The organism is Acidobacteriota bacterium (genome assembly GCA_030949985.1).
Taxonomy (GTDB): Bacteria; Acidobacteriota; Polarisedimenticolia; order J045; family J045; genus JALTMS01.
Genome location: JAUZRX010000021.1, coordinates 109,031 through 129,572, shown reverse-complemented (window position 1 = coordinate 129,572; position 20,542 = coordinate 109,031). Strand labels below are relative to the sequence as shown.

The following is a 20,542-nucleotide window of genomic DNA, read 5'->3' as shown; positions in this document are numbered from 1 at the left end:
CGGACCGTGACAGCCGGGCGCCGACGCTGGATCAGGAATCGGGGTTGAGGATATCCTCGAGTTCCTTGCCTGCGCGGAACTTGACGACCTGCTTCGGCTTGATTTCGATGGCGGCGCCCGTCTGGGGATTCCGGCCGACGCGTCCCTTGCGCTGGCTGACGGTGAAGGTGCCAAAGCCCACCAGCGTCGTGCGCTCACCGGCCTTCAGGGAGCGTGCCACGCCATCGATCATCGATTCGATGGCCCGTGCCGCCGCTGCCTTGGTGATCCCCGCATCTGCTGCGATCTTGTCGATCAGTTCCGCTTTGTTCATGGCCGCTCCTTGATGTGGCGGGCAGAGATCCGCCGGTTGTTGGACCCAGACACACCGTTTTCTGCCGCTCTTGTCTATCATGTCTCGAGCGCGGCGGTCAACGGTCGTCTCGCCCGATCTCCGCGCCGTGGGGGGATTTCCCGGGGGCGCGGGCGTCCGGGTAGGGGATAATCGGCAGCGACGCCAGGTGACGTGGACGCCGCCGGCGCGACCCCCGTCAGGGGCGGGAGGCCAGATGCTGGATCGTCAGGAGATTGCCAAGCTGCTGCGGGAAGTCCGTTCCGGGAAAACAGGTGTGGCCCAGGCGGTCGAGCGCCTGTCCACCCTGGGGACTGCACAGCTCTCTTCGGCCCGCATCGATCACCAGCGGCCCAGCCGGCGGGGGATTCCCGAGGTGATCCTGGGGGAGGGGAAGACCACCGACCAGATCCTGGAGATCGTCGAACACCTCTTCGACAAGGGAGCGACGGTGTTGGTGACCCGCCTGCTTCCCGGCCCGGGGAAGATGCTCGCCGAGCGCTTTCCGAGGGGGAGGTACGATCCGCTTTCCAGGACTTTTTCCTGGCTTTCGCCAGGCAGGGGGCGCCGCAAGGTCAAGGGCCTGACCATCGTCAGCGCGGGGACGGCGGACTTGCCCGTGGCCGAAGAGGCGGCGGTCACGGCGGCCGTGTTTTCCCTGGACGTAGAGCGCATCTACGACGTGGGGGTCGCTGGGCTCCATCGCCTGCTCGAGCATCTCGAGGTTCTGCGGCGCGCGAAGGTGGTCATCGTGGTGGCCGGGATGGAGGGGGCTCTGCCCTCCGTGGTGGCGGGGCTGGTGGACGCTCCGGTGATCGGCGTTCCGACCAGCGTCGGCTACGGCGTGGCCCAGGGCGGCATGACCGCCCTGATGGGTATGCTCACTTCCTGCGCGGAGGGGCTGACCGTCGTCAACATCGACAACGGCTTCGGAGCGGCCTGCGCTGCAAGGGCGATCATCAAGCGGAAGTAGATGCCGGGACGATGGTCACGGATAAGTGTGAAAAACCCGTTGCAGAAAGACTTGCATCAGAGTAAAATTCATCCAACTATGCTTTAGAGTCCGAGGGTAGTCCCGCGGGGGGATCCCTACCCACGATGTACAGCGGACGCCGGAAGGTCGCGGGCAGGCATCCAGGGGCTCGGCAGTCGGGGTTTGCGGTCGGACCAGGCGCAGGAAACGCATGGCTCCAGGCAGCTACAGGGATTATCTCGAGGAGATCCGTCGGGCAGCGGACCTTGCCGCTATCGTCGGTGAGACGGTCAAGTTGCGTCGCGCGGGCAACGCCCTGGTCGGCCTGTGTCCCTTCCACCAGGAGAAGACCCCCAGTTTCCGGGTCAGTCCCGAAAAGGGGGTCTTTCATTGCTTCGGTTGCCAGGTCGGTGGAGACGTCTTCACTTACATGGCCGAGTTGCATGGTATCAGCTTTACCGAGGCGGCCGACCTCCTGGGCGAACGCTACGGCATCCCCCGTCCCCGCGTGACGGGCCGGGAGGAGGACCACTCCGGGCGCCGCCGCAAGCGGATTCTCAAGGCCCTCGAACTGGCCCAGCACTTCTTTGCCGAGCGGCTGGCGGCGCCGGAGGGAGCCCGGGCGCGGGAGTATCTCGGCCGCCGAGGCTACGGTGCCGAGGCCATCGCCCACCACGGTCTGGGCTGGGCCCCGACCGAGTGGGACCGGCTGCTCCGTCATCTTGCCGGCCAGGGCTTTTCCGGTGACGAGATTTCCGAGGCCGGTCTCGCGCTTCCCCGGCGCAGCGGCGGTGGGTTCTACGATCGCTTCCGCGGTCGGCTCACTTTTCCCATCCGCGACACCGCGGGCCGGGTCGTCTCGTTCGGCGGGCGGGCCCTCGGTGACGACGAGCCCAAGTACCTCAACGGACCGGAGTCCCCCGTCTATGACAAGAGCCGTACTCTTTTTCGCCTATCCGAGGTTGCCCAAGAGGTTCGTAGGAGTGGCCAGATCGTCATAGTCGAAGGATATTTCGACGCGCTGGGACTTTCCGCCGCGGGTATTCCAGGCGTGGTCGCGGTCTGCGGCACCGCCCTGGGGCCCCACCACGCCGACGTCATCCGCCGCTGGGCCGAGAAGGTCGTGCTCTTTTTTGACGGCGATACAGCCGGTCGGAAGGCGACGATGCGAGCTTTGGGGCCGCTGCTGGGCGCCGGGCTCGGAGTCCGTGTGGTGGCTGCGCCGGCCGGGAAGGATCCCGACGAGATGGTGCGTGCCGAAGGGGTGGAAAGAGTGCGGGAGATGATCGACGAGGCCGCCGATCTGCCCACTTTCCTCGTTTTGGAGGCGCGGCGTAGTTTCGATCTCGAGGCGATCGATGGGCGCGTGGCGGCCGTGGAGATGATGCTCGAGCACCTGGTGCTTCTGCCGAGTGCCTTGGCGCGGGCCGAGGCGGCCAGCCAGGTGGCGGCGGGGCTGGGTATCGAGGACCAGTTGATGCTTGCCGAATTGCAGCGGGCGGCGCGGGCTCGACGCAAGGAATTCCGGACGCCGCGGGGCAGCCGAGAAGCCGCCCCGGTGCGGATCGCCCCGGCAGAGGCGGTGGTGCTGCGTTTCCTCGATGGCCTCGTCGATGAAGACGAGCGCCGCGAGCTGCTGACTCGAGTGCAGGATCTGCCGCCGCAGGCGCTGGGTTCGGTGGCCCGGGCGGCCGTGACCCGGTGGAGCGAGGGTTTGGCGCGGCGGGAGCATTGGGATCTGCGCCGGCTGGCGGAGACCGCTGCCGAGGGCGAACGCCAGGCCATCCTGGCCCTCGCCTTCGAGGCTACGGCGGAGCCGGACCGCGAGGACCTGGAGGCTGCCCTCGTCAGCCTGCAGGGAGCCGCTCTCCGGGCACGCCTGAAAGAGGTGCAGCAGAAGATCGGTGCCGAGGCGGACGCGCACAGGCTGGAGGCCTTGATGGCCGAGAAGGTCAGCCTCGCCAGGGAGATTCAGGGTTTGAAACCCGTGGGAGACCGGGGAGCGGTTTCGTGAGGGAGAGAACCTCGAGGAGGAGTAGCCAGAGTCGATAGCAGTGTGCGCGAATGGCGCGAAAGGTAAGTGATGAGTTTCGTGGTCCGGGCATGGCGGCTCGGGTCGCGACCAGCGGTGGCTGACGCCATCGAGACAGGTTTTCCAATCCTGGTGTCATCCAGGTGGGAGATCGTAAATTGCGGATCGATGAGAAGTACGAGGAGGTCAAAGCCCTCCTCGCCCTGGGCAAGGAAAAAGGCTGCCTCACCCGCGACGAGGTCAAAGAGCAGCTGCCGGAAGAGTTGCTCGCCGACACGGCGGAGATGGAGGAAGTCTACGAGTTCCTCAAGACCCAGGAAATCGACGTGCTCGACCCGGAGCAAGAGACAGAGCGAGAGGACAACGAACTCTCGGATGCCCTACCCGGGCGACGCAGCGATCTACGCCGGAAGAACGATCCGGTGCCGCAGGTCGAGCACGAGCGAACCAACGACCCCGTGAGGATGTACCTCCGGGAAATGGGAACGGTACCCCTGCTCACGCGGCAGGGAGAAGTGGAAATCGCCAAGCGGATCGAAGAAGGAGAGCTGAAAGTTCTCAGGGCCCTCTCGCGCAGCCGCTTTGGCATCGATGAACTGCTGGCGATTCCCGACAGACTCAAGCAGCATCCCAAAGCCGTCGAAGAGTTCTTCGACATCAGTGAAGACACGGTCAAGGGCAAGGCCGGCAGCCTGCCCCGAGACGAGCTGATCCGGCGGAAGGTCACGCGTGCCAACAAGCGCATCGCGAAGATCCGGACACTGGTCAAGGAACTCGACGCGGTGCAGAGCCGGATGGGGCGCCTGAAAGTAGGGGCCAAGGCGCACAGGGAGGCCACCGCCAAGGCGGCCAAGCTCCAGGACGATGTCGCTCGGGCCATTCAGGAAGTGGGTCTGCACCAGAATTACATCGAGCGGCTGGCCAAGGAGGTCAAGGACGCCAACCGGCGTGCGGTGCGTCACCAGCGGATCGAGGATGACCTCAAACGTCGTCTCAAGAGCGCTCGTGACGCGGGTGTGCGTCGGGAACTGCGCCGGAAGATCGAGGACGCCCGCGATGAGACCCGCATCATCGAGGCGGAAATGCGGGCTTCCTTCGAAGATCTCTCGCGCCTGGCCCGGGAGATCATGCAGGGAGAGGCCGAGGCGGCGCTGGCCAAGAAGGACCTGATCGAAGCCAATCTGCGCCTGGTGGTGTCCATCGCCAAGAAGTACACCAACCGTGGCCTCCAGTTTCTCGACCTGATCCAGGAAGGCAATATCGGCTTGATGAAGGCCGTGGACAAGTTCGAGTACAAGCGGGGCTACAAGTTCTCTACCTACGCGACCTGGTGGATTCGCCAGGCCATCACCCGGGCCATTGCCGACCAGGCACGCACGATCCGTATCCCGGTTCACATGATCGAAACGATCAACAAGTTGGTGCGCACGGCCCGCGCGTTGGTGCAGGAGCTTGGCCGTGAGCCGACACCGGAAGAGATCGCCCGCCGGATGGATGTGCCGGCCAGCAAGGTTCGCAAGGTTCTGAAAATCGCCCAGGAGCCGATCTCACTGGAGACGCCCATCGGGGAAGACGAAGACTCCCATCTGGGAGACTTCATCCAGGACAAAAAATCCCCTTCTCCAGTGGAGGCGGTGGTCAGGATGAACCTCAAGGAACAGACGGGAACCGTTCTCAAGACCCTGACTCCAAGGGAGGAGAAGGTTCTGAAGATGAGGTTCGGCGTTGACGAAGGCAGCGAGCACACCCTGGAGGAAGTCGGGCAGTCCTTCGCGGTGACCCGGGAGCGGATTCGGCAGATCGAGTCCAAGGCCCTGCGCAAGCTTCGTCAGACCTCACGCGCGCGGCTGCTCAAGCCCTTCCTCGGGGGAGGGCCCGGAACCAGCCCGGCCCCGTGAGCTGATCATCGCCTCGGATCCCAACACCAAGAAGGCGGCCCGTCGGGCCGCCTTCTTCGTGACGCTTGCCGGCGAGTGCTACTCGCCGTCGTCTCCGATGGCCTCGTCGGGGCAGGAGTCCATCGCTTCCTGGCAAGCTTCGAGTTCTTCGTCGTTGGCCGGCTGCTTGACCACGTAGGCGTGGTCGTCGTCGTCGGTCATCTGGAAGTTCTCGGGAGCTGTGCCGATGCACACCTGGCAGCCGCCGCAGTTCTCGTCAACGTAGAACTTGCCCGCAGCGTTCTCGGGATGCTTGGCAGAAGGATCAGCCATGACGTTGTCCTCTCTTGCGAATGGGTGAGAGTGCGGTGAAGACGACAAAACCTGCGCGGTAAGTTAGCTTGATTTTCGGCGGAAAACCACAGGGCAGGGCGCCTAAATTGCAAAAAACAGGTGTAAGCAGGGGGCGCTTAGATCCCGGGTCTGCTGGTCCTGGAGCGGCTCGTCCCGGTACGGGTCGGCCTCGATCTGGAAGAGGATCAGGGCTTCGGCGTGCTCCGCGTCGAGCCACTGCTCGAGCTGCTTACTGGAGGCCGGTGGTCCGTTGCGGTCGAAAAGGGCGATGCCGTAGTGGTCCGGAGCGAGAGTCGAGGCGGGGACGACCGCCTGGTACTCGGTACAACTGCCCTCGTCGCTCGCCAGAGTGCCCCCCGTGGATAGCAAGAGCTGGTAGAGCACTTTGCGGCTGCCGTCCGCATCCTCGCGGAACAGTATCGCCGCCGGCGGTCGGCTGACCCTGCAGGCGACGAAGCGCAGCATCAGCTTGTCGCTGCGGGCCGCTTTCTCGCCGTCCGCCAGGGGAATGAAACCACGGCGGTCCCGGTCCCGCGGGATCACCGCCTGGCTGGTGGAGGTGTTGGGCAGGAGGAAGTCGCGTCCGCTGTTCCTGCCCAGCCGAAGGGCCGAAACGGTGGCCAGTTCGGCCGAGGGGCCGGGAATCTCCATCTCGGCCAGGGCTGCGCCCACTTCACCGGTGGCCAGGTCCTCCACCAGGACGCGGACCTGGTACACCCCGGGACCGGGAAGCGAGCAATGATCGCGAAGGATCAGCATCGCAGGCGGAAAGCGCGCCGGCGCCTGCCGGGCGCGAACCTGGTGCTCCCGGCCGTCGCCCAGCCGGCAGATCGTTTGGTTGCGGCTGTCTGTGACCAGGCCCTCCCAGCTCAACTCCGCCTGGAAGGTGCCGCCGTGGGCCTTGAAGAAGAGGTCGGCAAGTACCACCGAGACCTCGATCGGCGTGAAGTAGCTCCGGCCCTCCTTCTGCGGGTAGGAGGCGGTCACCCGTACCTCTGGAAAGCGGTGGGCCGTGGGTTCCATCAGTGCCGCCAGGCGCTTGTACGTCCTTAACTTGTCCCGGTCCAGCAGGGTGAAGCCCGAGGTGGAGCGAATCCGGTAGTGCCAGTACTCGGGATGGGCCTTGGTGTCCAGGGCCACGGTCACCGAATGGCGTCTCGATCCCCGGGCCGGGGGAGCGACGGGAATACTGAAAAGGTAATAGCAAGAAAGCTGTTCCACAGCCCGGTCGAAGCTCACCGAGAGTCGGCCCGCCGACTCGATGAATTCGCCCCCCGTGGAGGCGGAGAGGTAGCCCAGCAGACGGGAGCTGGCGTCGGCCCCTCTCGATCCCAGCAGGCCCCTGGCATCCACCGTCCAGATGGCGAATCCTCTCTGGGCGGCCAGGAGAAGGTCGGCGGTATAGGCCATCCAGAGCTCCTCGGGCAGATCGAACCAGCCACTGCTGAAGAGGATCACCGCCTTGCGGCCCGGGAGGGACGCGTGGGAGATCAGCACGCTCTCCAGGGCGGCCAGGGAGGGGCGGGGGTCGGTTTCGAGCGCGGCCAGGACGCTGGTGGGCGCCGCCACGTCCTGGAGCCCTGTCAGGGAGCGATCGGCCGACAGGTCCAGGCCCGGCAGCGAGATCTCCATCGCCGGCAGGCGGCGGTCCGGCAGGCGGCGGGTATCCGGGTCGAGGAAGCCGCGCAGGTCCGGCGACCGGATGGCCTGCTGGGGATCCCGGGCGATCGCCTCGAGCCTCGCGGCGGGGGACTGGCGGGACGGCCCTTCCGAGAGCGTCCGCCGAAGCCGCGTCGCGGTCTGGCGGATCGCCTCCGGCCGGGAGCGAAAACCGTCGGTAAGGGACATCAGCTGGCGCCGAAAAGTGATGACCTTGACCCGCAGGTCGTGCTGTTCGGCCGCACCGGCCAGGTCATCCAGGGCCCGGGCCACGGCGAAGCGCATCCGGGCATCGAGGAAGTTCAGGTCCACCAGCACGATGAGTGTTGGGCGTTGCTCCGCCCCGCCTGGATCTTCGCCGGGGGCCGGGCAGATCTCGTCGAATTCCACGCGGCTGTCGGTTTCGGGATCGAGGTGGGAGCCGTCGATCCAGAGTCGAAAGGCCGACCGGGGGATGCCTCGGACGGAGCCCCACTGGCTGCCCCGGGGATCGATGACAGAGACATCGACTTGCACGCGGTGGACCTGCTGGAGGTCCATTCTCCCGGTGCGCTCCACCGGAGCCTCTTGGCCCACGGAGGCGCCAGGCCAGGGACCCGGGAGAAAGGCAATCAGGCAGAAAAGAAGGGAGAAACTCCCCATGTGCTGTGATAAACTACCGGTTTTGGGGTCCATAGCTCAGATGGTTAGAGCGGCTGACTCATAATCAGCTGGTCCCAGGTTCGAGCCCTGGTGGGCCCACCACGAGGGATCGTCGGGTAGTCGGAGGATGGACTTTGAACGATAACATCCAGCGTCTGATACGCCTCCAGGAGATTGCGTTCGAGATCCGGGACCTCACCGCTCGCCGGGACGCCGTGCCCAAGCGGCTGGCTGAACTCGAAGCGGCCTTCCAGGAGAAGATAGAGGAGATCGGGGCCGAGCGCTTGACCCACGAGACTCTCGTCAAGGAAGTTGCGGAGCTTCGCGAGGCCGAGCAGGAGAATCGGCAGCGTCTCGAGCGGGCTCAACGAAAGCTGATGGAAGTCAGCAACCAGCGTGAGTACAGCGCTGTACTCAACGAGATCGACACCACCAAGACCCGTCTGGCCCAGATCGTCACCGAGATCGGGGGCCGCGAAGAGCGGATCGAGGAACTGTCCGGGCCCGCGGCCGAGGCCGACGAGCGGATCGCCGCGGAGCGGGAGCGCACCGACCAGGAGCGGAGCGCCATCGAGCAGGAGTTGAGCGTCATCGTCTCCCGTCTCGACGAGCTGGCCGCCCAGAAGGAGGATCTGGTCGCCCGGCTTCCGGCGCCCTACGTCCGTCGCTTCGAGACGATTTTCAAGGCGCGGCAGGGCGTGGCCATGGCCAAGATTTTCCATGGAGCTTGCGGCGCCTGCCATGTGCGGCTCCGGCCCCAGGTGATCAACCTGGTTCAGCGGGGGGAGGAGCTGGTTTCCTGCGAGAGCTGCAGGCGCTTCCTCTACACCGTTCCCGACGTAGCGGCCGAAGCGGGGGACGAGCCCGATCCTCCCGCAGGCCCCAGTAGCAAGGAGGGGGTTTCCCGCCCGGGGCATTCCGCCGCCACAGGATCCTGACGGCCATGCGCATCGAAGCCTGGGTCGACGGGGGTGCCCGAGGCAATCCCGGTCCTGCCGGCTGGGGTGTTCACCTGCTGCTCGACGGGCGGGAGATCCTGGATTTGTGGGGCTTTCTGGGCGAAACCACCAACAATGTCGCTGAATACCGCGCCCTGATCGCCGCCCTGGATGCGGCCGCCGATATCGGTGCCGACCAGGTCGTGGTGCGCACCGATAGCCAGCTGATCCAGCGCCAGGTCACTGGGCGCTACAAGGTGCGTCAACCCCATCTCCAGGAGCTTTTGGCCCAGGTCCGGCAGCGTGCGGGCAAGTTGGCGTCTTTCGAGATTCATCACGTGCCCCGGGCCGAGAACAAGGCGGCGGACGCGCTGGCCAACCGGGCGATGGATCTCCGCTCCTCCGGCTCGGAGCGCCTTGCCGAACCATGAACACCTCCGCGCGGGTCGGTGAAGTGTTGGAGAAAATCGACCGCGCAGCACGGCGGGCAGGGCGGGACCCCGCCGAAATCGAACTCATCGCCGTGAGCAAGACCCACTCCGTCGAGCAGATCGACGCGGTACGGGCGGCGGGCGTCCAGAGTTTCGGCGAGAACCGCATCCAGGAAGCCCTGGCGAAGATTGCCCGGCGTCCCGATCTGCGGTGGCACTTCATCGGCAGGCTCCAGCGCAACAAGGCCCGCCGGGCCGTCGAGCACTTCGTGCTGATCCACAGTGTCGACTCGTTACGACTGGGCGAGGCTCTCGACCGTATCGGCGGAGAGACCGGGAGGGTGGTGGAAGTCCTGGTAGAGGTGAATCTGGGCGCTGAAGCGAGCAAGGGCGGCGTTTGCCTCGACCGGCTCGAAGACCTGGTGCGGGGACTGGCCAGGTTCGAGCACCTCGAGCTGCGGGGCCTGATGACGGTTCCGCCCCCGGCTTCCGACCCTGAGGAGACGCGCCCTTTTTTCCGCCGGCTGGCCGAGGAGCGCCGGCGCCTGAGAGCACTGGGCCTTCCCAGGGCCGGTTTCGAACACCTCTCCATGGGGATGTCGGCGGATTTCGAGGTGGCCATCGAGGAGGGGGCGACGATGGTGCGTATCGGCTCGGCTCTCTTCGGACCGCGAGGTCGCGTCTCCCCCTGAACGAGACTGTCTTTACAGCTTCTCCGTCAACCCCTATCGTTGCGGGGGTGAGAACGCCGCGTCCGCCCGGCGCGGTTCCCGACGCGGGGAGATGCCAGTCATGCCGTTGACTCCGCTCGATATCGAGGCCCGCTCTTTCAGTCGCCAAGTCTGGGGTTTCCACCGTGGCCAGGTGGCCTCCTTCCTGCGCGCCTGCGCCGACTCTCTCTCCCAGGCCAACCTGGAGAAGGAGGACCTCCAGCGGTCGCTGCAGGCCTTGCGTGCCGAGGTCGACGATTTTCGGCAACGGGAGAAGACCCTGATCGAGGCCCTTGCCGCCACCGAGCGGCTGGCCGAGGAAAAGCAAGCCATGGCTCAGGCGGAGGCCGAGCAGATCATCGCCGAAGCCCGCCGTCACGCCGAACAGATCATCTCCCGTACCCGCTCCGAACTGACTCGCATCGAGCAGCAGATTCTGCGGCTCAAGGTGGAGCGGGAGACCTTCGAGCATCGTCTGACCGGCCTGCTCGACGAGCACCGGAGGCTGCTCGAGTTGCGACGCCAGGAAGTGGGCGTGGCCGAGCGGCTTCAGCCTCGCAGTACCGTGCCTCCTCCCGTGGCCCCGTCTTCCGGGGGCGAGCAAGCCCCGTGAGTTCCCCGGCGGACGCCGATTTCCTTCTCGTCGGCGCGTCGGAGCTGGTGACCTGCGCCGGGAGGGCTCCAGCCGCGGGAAGGGAGCAGTCCCGGGTCGCGGTGATCGAGGGCGGAGCCCTGGCGGCCCGCGCGGGGAGGATCGTCTGGGTCGGTCCCGCCGCAGAGGTGGAGTCCCGGATCCGTATGCTCGACGGGGCCCGTCGGCTGGACGTGGAGGGCCGGGCCGTACTGCCGGGCCTGGTGGATACCCACACCCACCTGGTCTGGGCCGGTGGGCGCGCCGATGAGTTCGAACGACGACTGGCGGGGGCGAGTTACGGCGAGATCCTGGCCGGCGGGGGCGGGATTCTCCGCACCGTGGAGGCGACCCGGTCCGCCGGTTTCGAAGAACTGCGCGAAGTCGCTCTGCGTCACATGGAGGCGCTGGCTCGCTTCGGGGTGACCGCGATGGAGGTCAAGAGCGGCTACGGTCTCGAGACGGCCACCGAGATACGCATGCTGGAGGCGGCCCTCGCGGCGGGGCGTCAGCGGCCCTTCGCCCTGACCAGTACCTTCCTCGGTGCTCACACGTTGCCCCGCCAGGCACGGGGTTCGGCCGCCGCCCGAGAGGAGTATCTGGCCCAGGTGACCGACGAGATGATCCCGGCCGTGGCACGTCGCGGTCTGGCCCGCTTCGTCGACGTCTTCATCGATCGGCATGCCTTCAGTGTGGAGGAGGCGCGCCGGGTATTTCTGGCCGCCCGGGACCACGGCTTGGGCATCAAAGTCCATGCCGGTCAGCTCGCCGCCGATGGGGGCGCCGAACTCGCGGCGGAGATGGGCGCGGTTTCCGCCGATCATCTCGAGCATCTCTCACCGAGCGGGGTCGAGGCCCTGGCCCGTGCGGGGACCGTAGGGGTTTTGCTGCCCGGCGCGACCCTGTTTCTGCGCAGCCACGACTATGCCGATGGGCGGCGGATGGTGGACGGGGGCATGGCGGTGGCGGTGGCGACCGATTTCAACCCGGGGAGTTGCCCTTCCCCGTCCTTGCCCCTGATGATGCAGCTCGCCTGCCTGTATTGTGGCCTGAGCGTCGATGAGGCCATTGTGGCGGCGACCCTCAACGCCGCGGCCGCGTCGGGCCTCGAGGGCCTTACGGGAAGCCTCGAGCCCGGCAAGCGCTGCGACCTGCTGATTCTCGACAGCGCCAACCGCAGGGATCTGCTCTACCACCTGGGTTCACCACCTATCTGGCGGGTCATCGCGGCCGGGCACGACGTGGGAGCCGTCCCCCCGCCTGCTGCCTGAGGTCGCGGGCGGGCTTTCGGTCATCGTTCGTGGTGGACCTGCTCTTCTTCCAGGGCTGGTTCGCGGGAGACGATCTTGGCGTCGATGGTCGCGGGCCCCTGGCCCGCGGGCGCTGAGCGAGCCGCGGTTCTGCGCGGTGAAAGATGCGGACGGCGATGGCGACGGTCGACGTCGCGGAAGACCCCCCGAGCCAGAAGACCTCCCGAGCAAGATGTCGGCTGGTTTCACATCCTGAGCGACTCGTAGGTCTCGTCGAAATCCCAGACCCACTGGTAGAAGCCCAGGTCTACCTCCACCTTGTGCTGCACCTTGACTGTGACCGAGCTGCGTGAGCGTTTGATCTTCACCTTCTTTTTGTCCAGAGGCAGGCCCAGTTCCTCGGCCTTGTCCAGGATACGCTTGCGCAAGGCGGCTTCGTCCCAGCGTCCGCCGCGGGTGGCGGCGAAGCGGGCCTGGCTTTCGCAGTAGTCATGAAACTCGTACACGGCAACCTTGGCCGGGATGATCCGAACAGCGGCGAAGACGCCGGTGGCCATCAGGGCGATCCATACGATGACGCCGAGTCGGCCGTTGCCACGTTGGTCGTACACGTCGTCCTCCCTCGAAATCGAGCGATCCCGCAGGTTCAATCTAGGTGCCGGCCGCCTTGGAGGCCAGCCCTTCGGGGCCGTGGCGATCGGGGCGGTGGATCGGGCGCGAGTCTCCACGGAAGGGGCTTTCCGGCGGAGCCCTTCGTCACCCGCGGAGGGCCTCGAAGAGCGATTCGAGGTAGGATGGCCGGTGATGAGTTCCGATCGCTCCCCGGACCCCCAGGAGATTCTGCGCCGGACGAGCCGCACCTTCGCGCTTTCGCTGGCGGCCCTGCCGGGGGTCATGCGAGAGCCCGTGGAGGTGGCCTATCTGCTGGCTCGGGCCGCCGACACCATCGCAGACACAGGCCCGGTGGCGGTCGAAAAGCGGATCGAAGGGCTGCGGGCGCTTCGGGCGGCTGTCGCGGGGGCCGGGTCCGGACCGCCGGATTTCGCGGGTGTCGGACCGGGCTCGGGGCGTGACGATCCGGTGGCCGCGGCGGAAGCAGCCCTGCTGGACGGCATTCGGCCCTTGCTCACCCGGCTGGAGGCTCTCGATCCGGCCGATCTCGGCGAAGTTCGCCGGGTCGTCGCCCGCCTGTTGCGAACGATGGAAGGCGAGTTGGCGTGGTTTCTCCCCGGGCAGCGCGCGGGTGTCACGGCCTGGCCCGATGCCCCGGCACTGGAAGCCTACACCGACGGCATCGCCGGCTGTGTCGGACCGTTCTGGATGCGACTGGTGCGGCGCCACGTACACGCCTTCTCGCCAAGGGAGTTTCGCATGTTGGAGGTCGAGGCCCGGCGCTATGGGCGAGGTCTGCAACTGGTCAACATTCTGCGCGACCTGCCCCGTGATCTGCGGCGGGGAGTGTGCTTTCTTCCCCTGGACGAGCTGGCAGCGGTAGGGCTGCAGCCCGGAGATCTGCTGCGGGGGGAATGGGTCGCGCCCCTGGCCCCCGTGCTTGAACGCTACGGGAGACGCGCTCGCTGCGGCCTGGTCGCAGGCCTGGCCTTGGCGGCGAGGATCCCCGTTCGGTCGTGGTCCGTACGGATCGCCACCGCCCTTCCCGCCGTGCTGGGGCTGCGCACCCTCGAGCGACTCGAGGGCCACCCCCGGCGTCTCGATCCGGCGGCGCGCATTCGAATCTCCCGGAGAAGCGTCCGATGGGAGATGCTACGCACCGCTTTTCTTTGCCTCCTGCCGAAGGGGCCCCGCCTGCTGGTGTAGGCTGGGCCTGCAAGTTTCCCCGTCTGAGCGCGTAGGAGGCTGTCGCTCGAGCGGTAAACCGGAGAAAAACCATGGATACCAAGTCCCGCTGGCCCCACGAGGCGCCAGAAATCCAGATTCCCAGACTCTCGCAACTGCCACGCAAGACGATCCTGGCGATTGTCGTTGCCGTGGCCATCGTCGTGCTGGCGTCCCTTTCTTTCTACCAGGTCGGCCCTGACGAGGAAGCGGTCGTGCTGCGCCTTGGCAAGTACCGAGGTTTTACGATGGAGCCCGGTCTCCGCGTCGCGATTCCTTTCGTCGACAGGGTCTACAAGGTTCCCACCCGCCGGCAGCTCAAGCAGGAGTTCGGTTTTCGCACCCTGCAAGCAGGACGGGTGACGCGATACTCCGGGAAGGACTATCCGGAAGAGTCCCTGATGCTCACCGGTGACCTGAACGTGGCGGATGTGGAGTGGATCGTGCAGTACCGCATTGGTGATCCCTACCGGTTTCTCTTCCGGGTGCGCAGCGTGGAGGAGACTTTCCGGGACCTCTCCGAAGCCGTCATGCGTGAAGTGATCGGGGACCACAGCGTGGACGAGGTGCTGACCATCGGCCGCGCCCAGATCGCAGAGGACGCCAAGAGGCGGCTGCAGGAACTGTGCGACAAGTTCGACACCGGCATTCAGGTCGAGCAGCTCGTCCTCCAGGACGTCAATCCTCCCGAGCAGGTCCGAGCCTCTTTCAACGAGGTCAACCAGGCCGAGCAGGAGAGAGAAAAGTTGATCAACATGGCCGAGGCGGAACGGAACAAGGCGGTCCCGAGAGCCCAGGGCGAAGCCGCCGAGCAAATCAGCCGTGCCGAAGGTTACGCCATCGAGCGGGTCAACAACGCGAAGGGAGAGGCGGCCCGTTTCCTTGCACTTTACGAGGAGTATCGTAAGGCGCCACGGGTGACCCGGAGGCGCATCTACCTCGAAACCATCGCCGCGGTGTTACCGGCCATGGGCGACAAGATTGTCGTGGACGAAAAGCTGAAGAACATGCTTCCCTTGCTGAATCTCTCCGGAGGGTCCGCGTCTCCGCCGGTTTCCGCCGCCCCGAAAGGAGGTGGACGATGAGAGGCCGGCTTTTCGTGATCATCGTTCTCCTGGTTGCGCTGGTCTTCAGCGGTCAGGCGTTTTTCATCGTCAACGAGCCCGAGCAGGTCGTGATCACCCGTTTCGGCGCTCCCGTCGGTGATGCCATCTCCGAACCGGGGCTGCATTTCAAAGTACCCTTCATCGACAAGGTCAATAGTTTCGACAAGCGTTGGCTGGAATGGGACGGCGACCGCAACCAGATTCCGACCAAGGACAAGAAGTATATCTTCATCGATACCTTCGCCCGCTGGCGCATTGCCGATCCGCTGAAATACCTGCAGGCCGTGGCCAACGAACGCGGCGCCCAGTCGCGCCTGGACGATATCATCGACGGTAAGACCCGTACGGTGATTGCGAGCTACGACCTGATCGAGGTCGTGCGCTCGAGCAACCGGCCTTTCGAGGTCAGTGAGGAGCTCAAGGAACTCGCGCCGCCCCAGGTGCTCAAGGTCTCCGCCGGGCGTACCCGTCTCGAACAGGAGATCCTGGAGATGGCCGCCGAGGTCACCCCGGACTACGGCATCGAACTGGTCGATGTCCGCTTCAAGCGAACCGAGTACATCGATGCCGTCCGCTCCGAGGTCTACAACAGGATGGTCTCTGAACGACGCCGCATCGCCGCGCGCTACCGCTCGGAAGGCCAGGGTAAGAGTGCTGAGATCCGCGGCGAGATGGAAAAGGAACTGCGGGGCATCCGGTCCGAGTCCTTCCGCAAGGCCGAGGAGATCCGGGGTAAGGCCGATGCGGAAGCGACGCGGATTTACGCGGAGGCTTATAACCGGGATCCCGAGTTCTATGCGTTCCTCAAGACCCTCGAGACCTGGAAAGATTCCCTGGACTCCGATACGCGCATGCTGCTGACTACCGACGCCGAGTTCCTCCGGTATCTCAAGAAGGCGCGCTGAGGGGGCGTCGCAACGGAAGAGGGCGGATGAGGGGACTCCGGAGGGAGTCCCCTCATCGCTCCTGTCGCTCGCGGGTCGCGACCAGCCCGCGCGTGATTTCTTTCATCATCTGCAAGATGTTGTGCGACGCGTTGGCCCGGGAGGGTGTCAGTGAACGGGTCAGGCCGGCCCGCTTGAGCACCTCCGGATCGACCGCGAGGATTTCCTCCGGCCGGAGGCCTGAAAGGCCTTCGACAAGGATCGCCACCAGGCCCCGTACCAGGTGGGAATCGGCGGAAGCGGAGAAATACACCCGCCCTTCTTCGAGACGACCGGTGATGTGCACACCCGAAACGCAACCCGGGACCCGGTTGTCGGCGCGGCGCTCGGTGGGGGGCAGTTCATCGAGAGCATGGCCCCGTTCGATGAGGAGTTCGAAGTACTCCTCGGGATCGTCCACCTCCCGGAATGTCTCCAGGATCTCTTCCAGCTGAGCGGGCGTAGGGGACATCTGCAGACCTCCGGCGGCTGGCATCCGCCGCATGAGTCTCGCCCGCCCGGGCCCGCGGGGCAAATCCCCCGGTCAGGGTGTTTCGGGCCGGCTCCGCACTTCCCGGCCGCAGCCGTCGACCACGGTCACATGGTAGAAAGCGGTGCCGGGAGAGGCGTCCGACCAGGAGGTCGCAGCGGTGTCGAGCACCGGGGGCTCGAAATCGACGCCGCCCGGTTCCGTCGCCCGGCGGATCCGGTAGCTGGCCGCACCCGGTGTCGGCCGCCAGCTGAGGACGGTGCCTCGCCGGGTCGCGTCGATACGAAGACCTGCCAGGGGCTGGGCCGCCTCCGCGACATCCACCGCCCGGTGGGCCGGGCTCGAGACGTTGCCGCGGCTGTCGATGGCGCGGACTTCCACGTGGTGGCGGCCCCCGGCCAGGGCGAGGGTCAGTTCGAAGGCCTCGGTCGACTGATCGAAAGCGCCGTCGGCGGGGTAGACCAGGCCGCGCTGCCAACCGCCGTTGTCCACACGGACCTCGACACGCGCGATGCGGCCCAGGCCGATGGCTCGGCGCGGGGTGACGTTGAGTGGGTTGGCGTTGGGCAGTCGGCCGACGCCGGCGGTGCCCTTGAGAACGACAATGCCGTCGCAGGAGGGGTCGGGCGAGTCGATTTGCAGGCTGATCTCCGGGGGGGCCTCGAGCAGGTCCGGGGTGCCGTCGCGATCGGAGTCGAATGTCCCCACCTGGCGCCGGGTGGCCGGGCTGGCCGCCAGGGAGGTGTCCCGCATCACATCGGCTTCGGGGGTCAGGCAACCCAGCTCGCAGTTCTCATTGGTGCCGGCCAGGTAGCCGCTGCTATCGGAGCAGGCGCACTGGGAACCGGCGAACTGGTCGAGGGCGTAGAAGACGTGGTGGAGTTCATGCCGGAGTACCAGGTCGAAGCGAGCGGCTCCCCAGCCGCCGACCTTCGAGCTGAGCACGGCATGGGGTCCGCCCAGCCAGGCCCAGGCGAATCGTCCGTCGGCGAATCGTCCGTCGGCGTCACGCTCGGCATTGGCCACGAAGAGGTTCACCGCCCAGTCGCTGCCATCGGCGATGCGGGTCCGGTCGGCCAGGGCGCGGGAGGCGACCAGCGGCGAGGTCTCGCCCAGGCCGAATCCGGCGAGGATCTCGCCGATCCAGCGGGCCGCGCCATCGGCCCGGCCCGGGTGGCCGGGGAGCGTGATCGGTTCGACTTCGGTCCTCAGTCGCGCATCGGTGCGCCCGGAAAGCAAGTGCACCGTGAAGACCAGGTCGGCGCCGGGATAGAGCGTGACCAGATCCGCGCAGACCTGGAGAGTCTCGGCGAGAATCTTGGTTTCCAGGGCTTCGGTCCAGTTCTCCGCTTCCGGGCCCTGGCGATCCCAGCTCTCGGGAAGCAGCAGGTTCAGACTGATCCGTCCGGCCAGGTACTCGCTGGTGTTCTGCCAGGTCGCCCCCAGCGGTCGCCCGGCTTCGCCTTCCTCCGGAGTCTCGTCGAGTGGAGGGAGATCCCACCACTCGGGGGCCAGCAGGGCGTCCTGGGGCGGAGGACTGCCGGGAGGCGGTTCGAGGTCGACCGTGGGGGTCGTCAACTCGAGAACCAGGGTGGCCATGCGTGCTCCCGGATCCAGGGAGCCGCTCTCGATCCGGGCCCGGGCCTGGCTGCCGTAGATCCGTAGACGCGCGTCTCGCTCCAGCGCCGGTGCCCCTCCTGGACGCAGCCGGGCCAGGGCCACTTCCAGCTCGGGTACCCAGGCGACCAGGCGGCCGCCACCGAGACCGAGAAGTTCTTCGAGCTGCTGGGGGTCCATGCCCTCGGCGGCGATCAGTACCTTTTCCGCTGCGGCCCGGTCCTGTGGGGCTCCCTGGACCTGGACCCAGGGAAGCGACAGGCCGATCAGGACGATCGCGGTGAACAGAGACGGGCGGTAGGCAGGCCGACAGTGATGCGGATCCATGATTCTCCCCGGGGAGCCGTCCTCCCCGGGGCAATATGGGTTCCTGTCTCGCCTGTTGGCTACGTCGGGACTGGTCCGACCTCAGGGGGTGGGGGGGAGGGTTTCGAACACCTTCGCTATTTTTTCGATAGCCTCGTCCACCTGGTCGGCGGTGATGCAGAGGGGAGGGGCGACCCGGATGGTGTGCGTATGGGTTTCCTTGCAGAGCAGGCCCTCGGTTTGCAGGGCCTCGCAGTAGCGGCGGGCCCCGCCGGCCTCCGGGTTCAATTCGATGCCGATCCACAAGCCGATCACCCGCAGTTCGCGGACGGCGGAAGCGGCGATGGCCTCGAGGCCCTGGCGGAAACGCGCCCCCATGGCCGCGGCACGGTTGGGTAGATCTTCGTCGATCAGCACCTTGAGGGCTTCCCGGGCCACGGCTGCCGCCAGGGGGTTGCCCCCGTAGGTCGAGCCATGGTCGCCGGGGTTGAACACGCCCATGAGTTCGTCGTCGGCGAGGAAGGCCGAGACCGGGTAGAGCCCGCCGGAAAGCGCCTTTCCCAGGATCAGGCCATCGGGCCGCACGCCCTGTTCGTGCTGGTAGGCGAAGAGCTTGCCTGTCCGGCCGAGGCCCGACTGGATCTCGTCGAGAATCAGCAGCACCCGTTCCCGCCGGCAAACCTCCTGGAGCCGGGTCAGCGTGCCTGCCGGAGGGACGATGATGCCGCCCTCGCCCTGCACGGGTTCCATCAGCACGGCCACCGTGTTGGGGCCGATGGCCTTTTCCACCGCATCCACGTCGCCGTAGGGCAGGATGCGGAACCCCGGGGTCAAGGGGCCGAAACCGTCCTTGTACTGGTCCTCGGACGAGAAGGAGACGATGGTCACGGTTCGTCCGTGGAAGTTGTTCTCGAAGACGATGATCTCGGCCTGGTCGGCCGCCACCCCCTTGACCTGGTAGCCCCACTTGCGGGCCGCCTTGATGGCGGTTTCCACGGCTTCGGCGCCGGAGTTCATGGCCAGCACCTTCTGGTAGCCGGCCAGGGTGGCCAGCTCTTCGCAGAAGGGGCCGAACTGATCGTTGCGGAAGGCGCGGGAAGTCAGGGCGAGCTTTCGGGCCTGCTCGACCAGGGCCGATACGATCCGCGGGTGATTGTGGCCCTGGTTGACGGCGCTGTAGGCCGCCAGGCAGTCGAGGTAGCGTCGCCCCTCGACGTCCCAGACGTAGCAACCCTCACCGCGGGTCAGGACCACGTCGAGGGGATGGTAGTTGTGGGCGCTGAAGCGGTCCTCGGTGGCGATCAACTCGGCAGGTGAGGGGGCGTGTGTCACGGCGGTTCTCCTGGAAGCCGATGGTCTTCGGGCGGGTCACTGGCCTGGGCCATGATGCCACCGGTGGTGCCGGAGGCAAGCCGGTCACGGAAGGCCATGCGGTTGGGTATCCTTGAGGGGGGAGGGGGCCAAGGAGGCGAAGCGTGGCCGCGCGCAACGAGGTCGTCGACTACCTCGAGACCTATCTCGAACCGGGCGCTGTGCAGGACTACTGCCCCAACGGCCTGCAGGTGGAGGGACGCGAGTCGATCCAACGCCTGGCGGTGGGTGTCACGGCCTGCCAGGCCCTGATCGAAGCAGCGGCGGCGTGGCGGGCCGACGCTTTGCTGGTCCACCACGGCATTTTCTGGAACTCCGCCCGGGGTGTGCGTGTCGAGCGCTCTCTGCGCCGCCGCCTGGAGGGGCTGTTACGGGCCGAGATCAACCTGCTGGCCTACCACTTGCCCCTCGACCGGCATCCGGAGGTGGGTAACAACGCGGTTCTGGCCCGCCGCCTGGGCGCCGTCGACGTGGAGCCGGCGTTCCCCTCGGGGGGCGTTCCCGTCGGTCTGGCCTGCCGGCTGGCGCAGAACGTGGACGCCGCGGAGTTCTTCGGCCGTATTGCCCGGGCCACGGGACGTGATCCCCTGGTGGTCGACGGCGGCCCGGCGCGGCTGCGGAGCTTCGGCGTGGTCACCGGGGCCGATCCCCGCTCGGCGGAAACCGCCGCGCGGATGGGTCTCGACCTCTTCCTGACCGGCGAGAGCAGCGAGGCGATGGTGCATCTCGCCCGGGAAGAAGGCCTGCACTTCGTCGCGGCGGGGCATCACGCCACCGAGCGTTTCGGCGTCCAGGCTCTCGGCGAGCATCTCGCCCGTCGCTTCGGCCTCGAGCAGCGTTTCATCGAGATCGGTTCCCCCGTCTGAGCCGCCGTTCGCCGCGAGCCGTTTGCCGCTCTCCGGGAGTCCGTGGCGATGCCGTGCCCGGGCTCGCGAGCCGGGGGGGGCGCGGCGTGGGCGGATGCCCTGCTTCTCGCTTCCGGGATGTCCCTCCCGGAGTGGTCTTGGCGTGACCGGTTTTCCCGTCTTGGATGACCGGTGTGGGCCCGGAGCCCGGGAGTCGCTT

At 66.6% G+C, this 20,542-nt stretch carries 19 protein-coding genes and 1 tRNA gene; 13 read left to right on the top strand and 7 right to left on the bottom strand.

Annotated features, from left to right (window positions below):
- Positions 1-31 precede the first annotated feature (31 nt).
- Positions 32-313 (bottom strand): HU family DNA-binding protein, encoded by a 282-nt coding sequence (locus Q9Q40_05475; protein MDQ7006660.1) that lies wholly within the window; start codon positions 311-313, stop codon positions 32-34.
- 238 nt (positions 314-551) lie between these two features.
- Between Q9Q40_05475 and larB the strand changes: the two genes are divergently transcribed.
- From larB to rpoD, 3 genes are all read left to right on the top strand, one after another.
- Complete coding sequence (gene larB / locus Q9Q40_05470; GenBank protein ID MDQ7006659.1) at positions 552-1,304, top strand: nickel pincer cofactor biosynthesis protein LarB; 753 nt, start codon at positions 552-554, stop codon at positions 1,302-1,304.
- A 211-nt stretch (positions 1,305-1,515) separates the two neighbouring features.
- Complete coding sequence (gene dnaG, locus Q9Q40_05465) at positions 1,516-3,318, top strand: DNA primase (GenBank protein ID MDQ7006658.1); 1,803 nt, start codon at positions 1,516-1,518, stop codon at positions 3,316-3,318.
- A 176-nt stretch (positions 3,319-3,494) separates the two neighbouring features.
- The gene (gene rpoD / locus Q9Q40_05460; GenBank protein ID MDQ7006657.1) at positions 3,495-5,234 is read left to right on the top strand and encodes an RNA polymerase sigma factor RpoD; all 1,740 of its coding nucleotides are present in this window, start codon (positions 3,495-3,497) and stop codon (positions 5,232-5,234) included.
- 78 nt (positions 5,235-5,312) lie between these two features.
- Here rpoD and Q9Q40_05455 read toward each other — a convergent pair whose 3' ends face one another.
- Both Q9Q40_05455 and Q9Q40_05450 read right to left on the bottom strand, forming a co-directional pair.
- Positions 5,313-5,546, bottom strand: coding sequence for a ferredoxin (locus Q9Q40_05455; protein ID MDQ7006656.1), 234 nt, complete (start codon positions 5,544-5,546; stop codon positions 5,313-5,315).
- Between the two features lie 102 nt (positions 5,547-5,648).
- Positions 5,649-7,784, bottom strand: a complete 2,136-nt coding sequence (locus tag Q9Q40_05450) for a hypothetical protein (GenBank protein MDQ7006655.1) — start codon at positions 7,782-7,784, stop codon at positions 5,649-5,651.
- 109 nt (positions 7,785-7,893) lie between these two features.
- Between Q9Q40_05450 and Q9Q40_05445 the strand changes: the two genes are divergently transcribed.
- The 6 genes from Q9Q40_05445 to hutI all read left to right on the top strand — a co-directional run bounded on the left by Q9Q40_05445 (position 7,894) and on the right by hutI (position 11,849).
- Positions 7,894-7,970, top strand: a tRNA-Ile gene (locus Q9Q40_05445).
- 32 nt (positions 7,971-8,002) lie between these two features.
- The gene (locus tag Q9Q40_05440) at positions 8,003-8,806 is read left to right on the top strand and encodes a C4-type zinc ribbon domain-containing protein (GenBank protein ID MDQ7006654.1); all 804 of its coding nucleotides are present in this window, start codon (positions 8,003-8,005) and stop codon (positions 8,804-8,806) included.
- A gap of 5 nt (positions 8,807-8,811) precedes the next feature.
- Positions 8,812-9,237: a ribonuclease HI family protein gene (locus Q9Q40_05435; GenBank protein ID MDQ7006653.1), complete on the top strand. Its 426-nt coding sequence runs from the start codon at positions 8,812-8,814 to the stop codon at positions 9,235-9,237.
- A complete protein-coding gene (locus Q9Q40_05430; GenBank protein MDQ7006652.1) occupies positions 9,234-9,929 on the top strand; it encodes a YggS family pyridoxal phosphate-dependent enzyme in 696 nt (231 codons plus the stop codon). The genes Q9Q40_05435 and Q9Q40_05430 overlap by 4 nt, the downstream gene beginning before the upstream one ends.
- A gap of 100 nt (positions 9,930-10,029) precedes the next feature.
- On the top strand, positions 10,030-10,560 hold the full coding sequence (locus Q9Q40_05425; GenBank protein ID MDQ7006651.1) for a DivIVA domain-containing protein: 531 nt from the start codon (positions 10,030-10,032) through the stop codon (positions 10,558-10,560).
- Entirely contained in the window at positions 10,557-11,849 is a 1,293-nt protein-coding gene (hutI, locus tag Q9Q40_05420; protein MDQ7006650.1) for an imidazolonepropionase, read from the top strand. Before Q9Q40_05425 ends, hutI begins: the two co-directional genes overlap by 4 nt.
- Positions 11,850-12,073: 224 nt before the next feature.
- Here the strand turns inward: hutI and Q9Q40_05415 are convergent, their stop codons facing one another.
- Positions 12,074-12,439: a hypothetical protein gene (locus Q9Q40_05415; GenBank protein MDQ7006649.1), complete on the bottom strand. Its 366-nt coding sequence runs from the start codon at positions 12,437-12,439 to the stop codon at positions 12,074-12,076.
- Positions 12,440-12,632: 193 nt separating this feature from the next.
- Between Q9Q40_05415 and Q9Q40_05410 the strand changes: the two genes are divergently transcribed.
- From Q9Q40_05410 to hflC, 3 genes are all read left to right on the top strand, one after another.
- Entirely contained in the window at positions 12,633-13,646 is a 1,014-nt protein-coding gene (locus Q9Q40_05410) for a squalene/phytoene synthase family protein (protein ID MDQ7006648.1), read from the top strand.
- A gap of 71 nt (positions 13,647-13,717) precedes the next feature.
- A complete protein-coding gene (hflK, locus tag Q9Q40_05405) occupies positions 13,718-14,749 on the top strand; it encodes an FtsH protease activity modulator HflK (GenBank protein ID MDQ7006647.1) in 1,032 nt (343 codons plus the stop codon).
- Positions 14,746-15,675, top strand: a complete 930-nt coding sequence (gene hflC / locus Q9Q40_05400; protein MDQ7006646.1) for a protease modulator HflC — start codon at positions 14,746-14,748, stop codon at positions 15,673-15,675. Before hflK ends, hflC begins: the two co-directional genes overlap by 4 nt.
- A gap of 52 nt (positions 15,676-15,727) precedes the next feature.
- Here hflC and Q9Q40_05395 read toward each other — a convergent pair whose 3' ends face one another.
- The 3 genes from Q9Q40_05395 to rocD all read right to left on the bottom strand — a co-directional run bounded on the left by Q9Q40_05395 (position 15,728) and on the right by rocD (position 19,438).
- Complete coding sequence (locus tag Q9Q40_05395; protein ID MDQ7006645.1) at positions 15,728-16,165, bottom strand: SufE family protein; 438 nt, start codon at positions 16,163-16,165, stop codon at positions 15,728-15,730.
- Between the two features lie 72 nt (positions 16,166-16,237).
- Positions 16,238-18,127: a hypothetical protein gene (locus tag Q9Q40_05390; GenBank protein ID MDQ7006644.1), complete on the bottom strand. Its 1,890-nt coding sequence runs from the start codon at positions 18,125-18,127 to the stop codon at positions 16,238-16,240.
- 81 nt (positions 18,128-18,208) lie between these two features.
- Entirely contained in the window at positions 18,209-19,438 is a 1,230-nt protein-coding gene (rocD, locus tag Q9Q40_05385) for an ornithine--oxo-acid transaminase (GenBank protein ID MDQ7006643.1), read from the bottom strand.
- Between the two features lie 143 nt (positions 19,439-19,581).
- On the opposite strand from rocD, the gene Q9Q40_05380 reads away from it, so the two are divergent.
- Positions 19,582-20,343 carry a Nif3-like dinuclear metal center hexameric protein gene (locus tag Q9Q40_05380; GenBank protein ID MDQ7006642.1) on the top strand — a complete coding sequence of 254 codons (762 nt, stop codon included), beginning with the start codon at positions 19,582-19,584 and terminating at the stop codon, positions 20,341-20,343.
- The last annotated feature ends 199 nt before the right edge of the window (positions 20,344-20,542 follow it).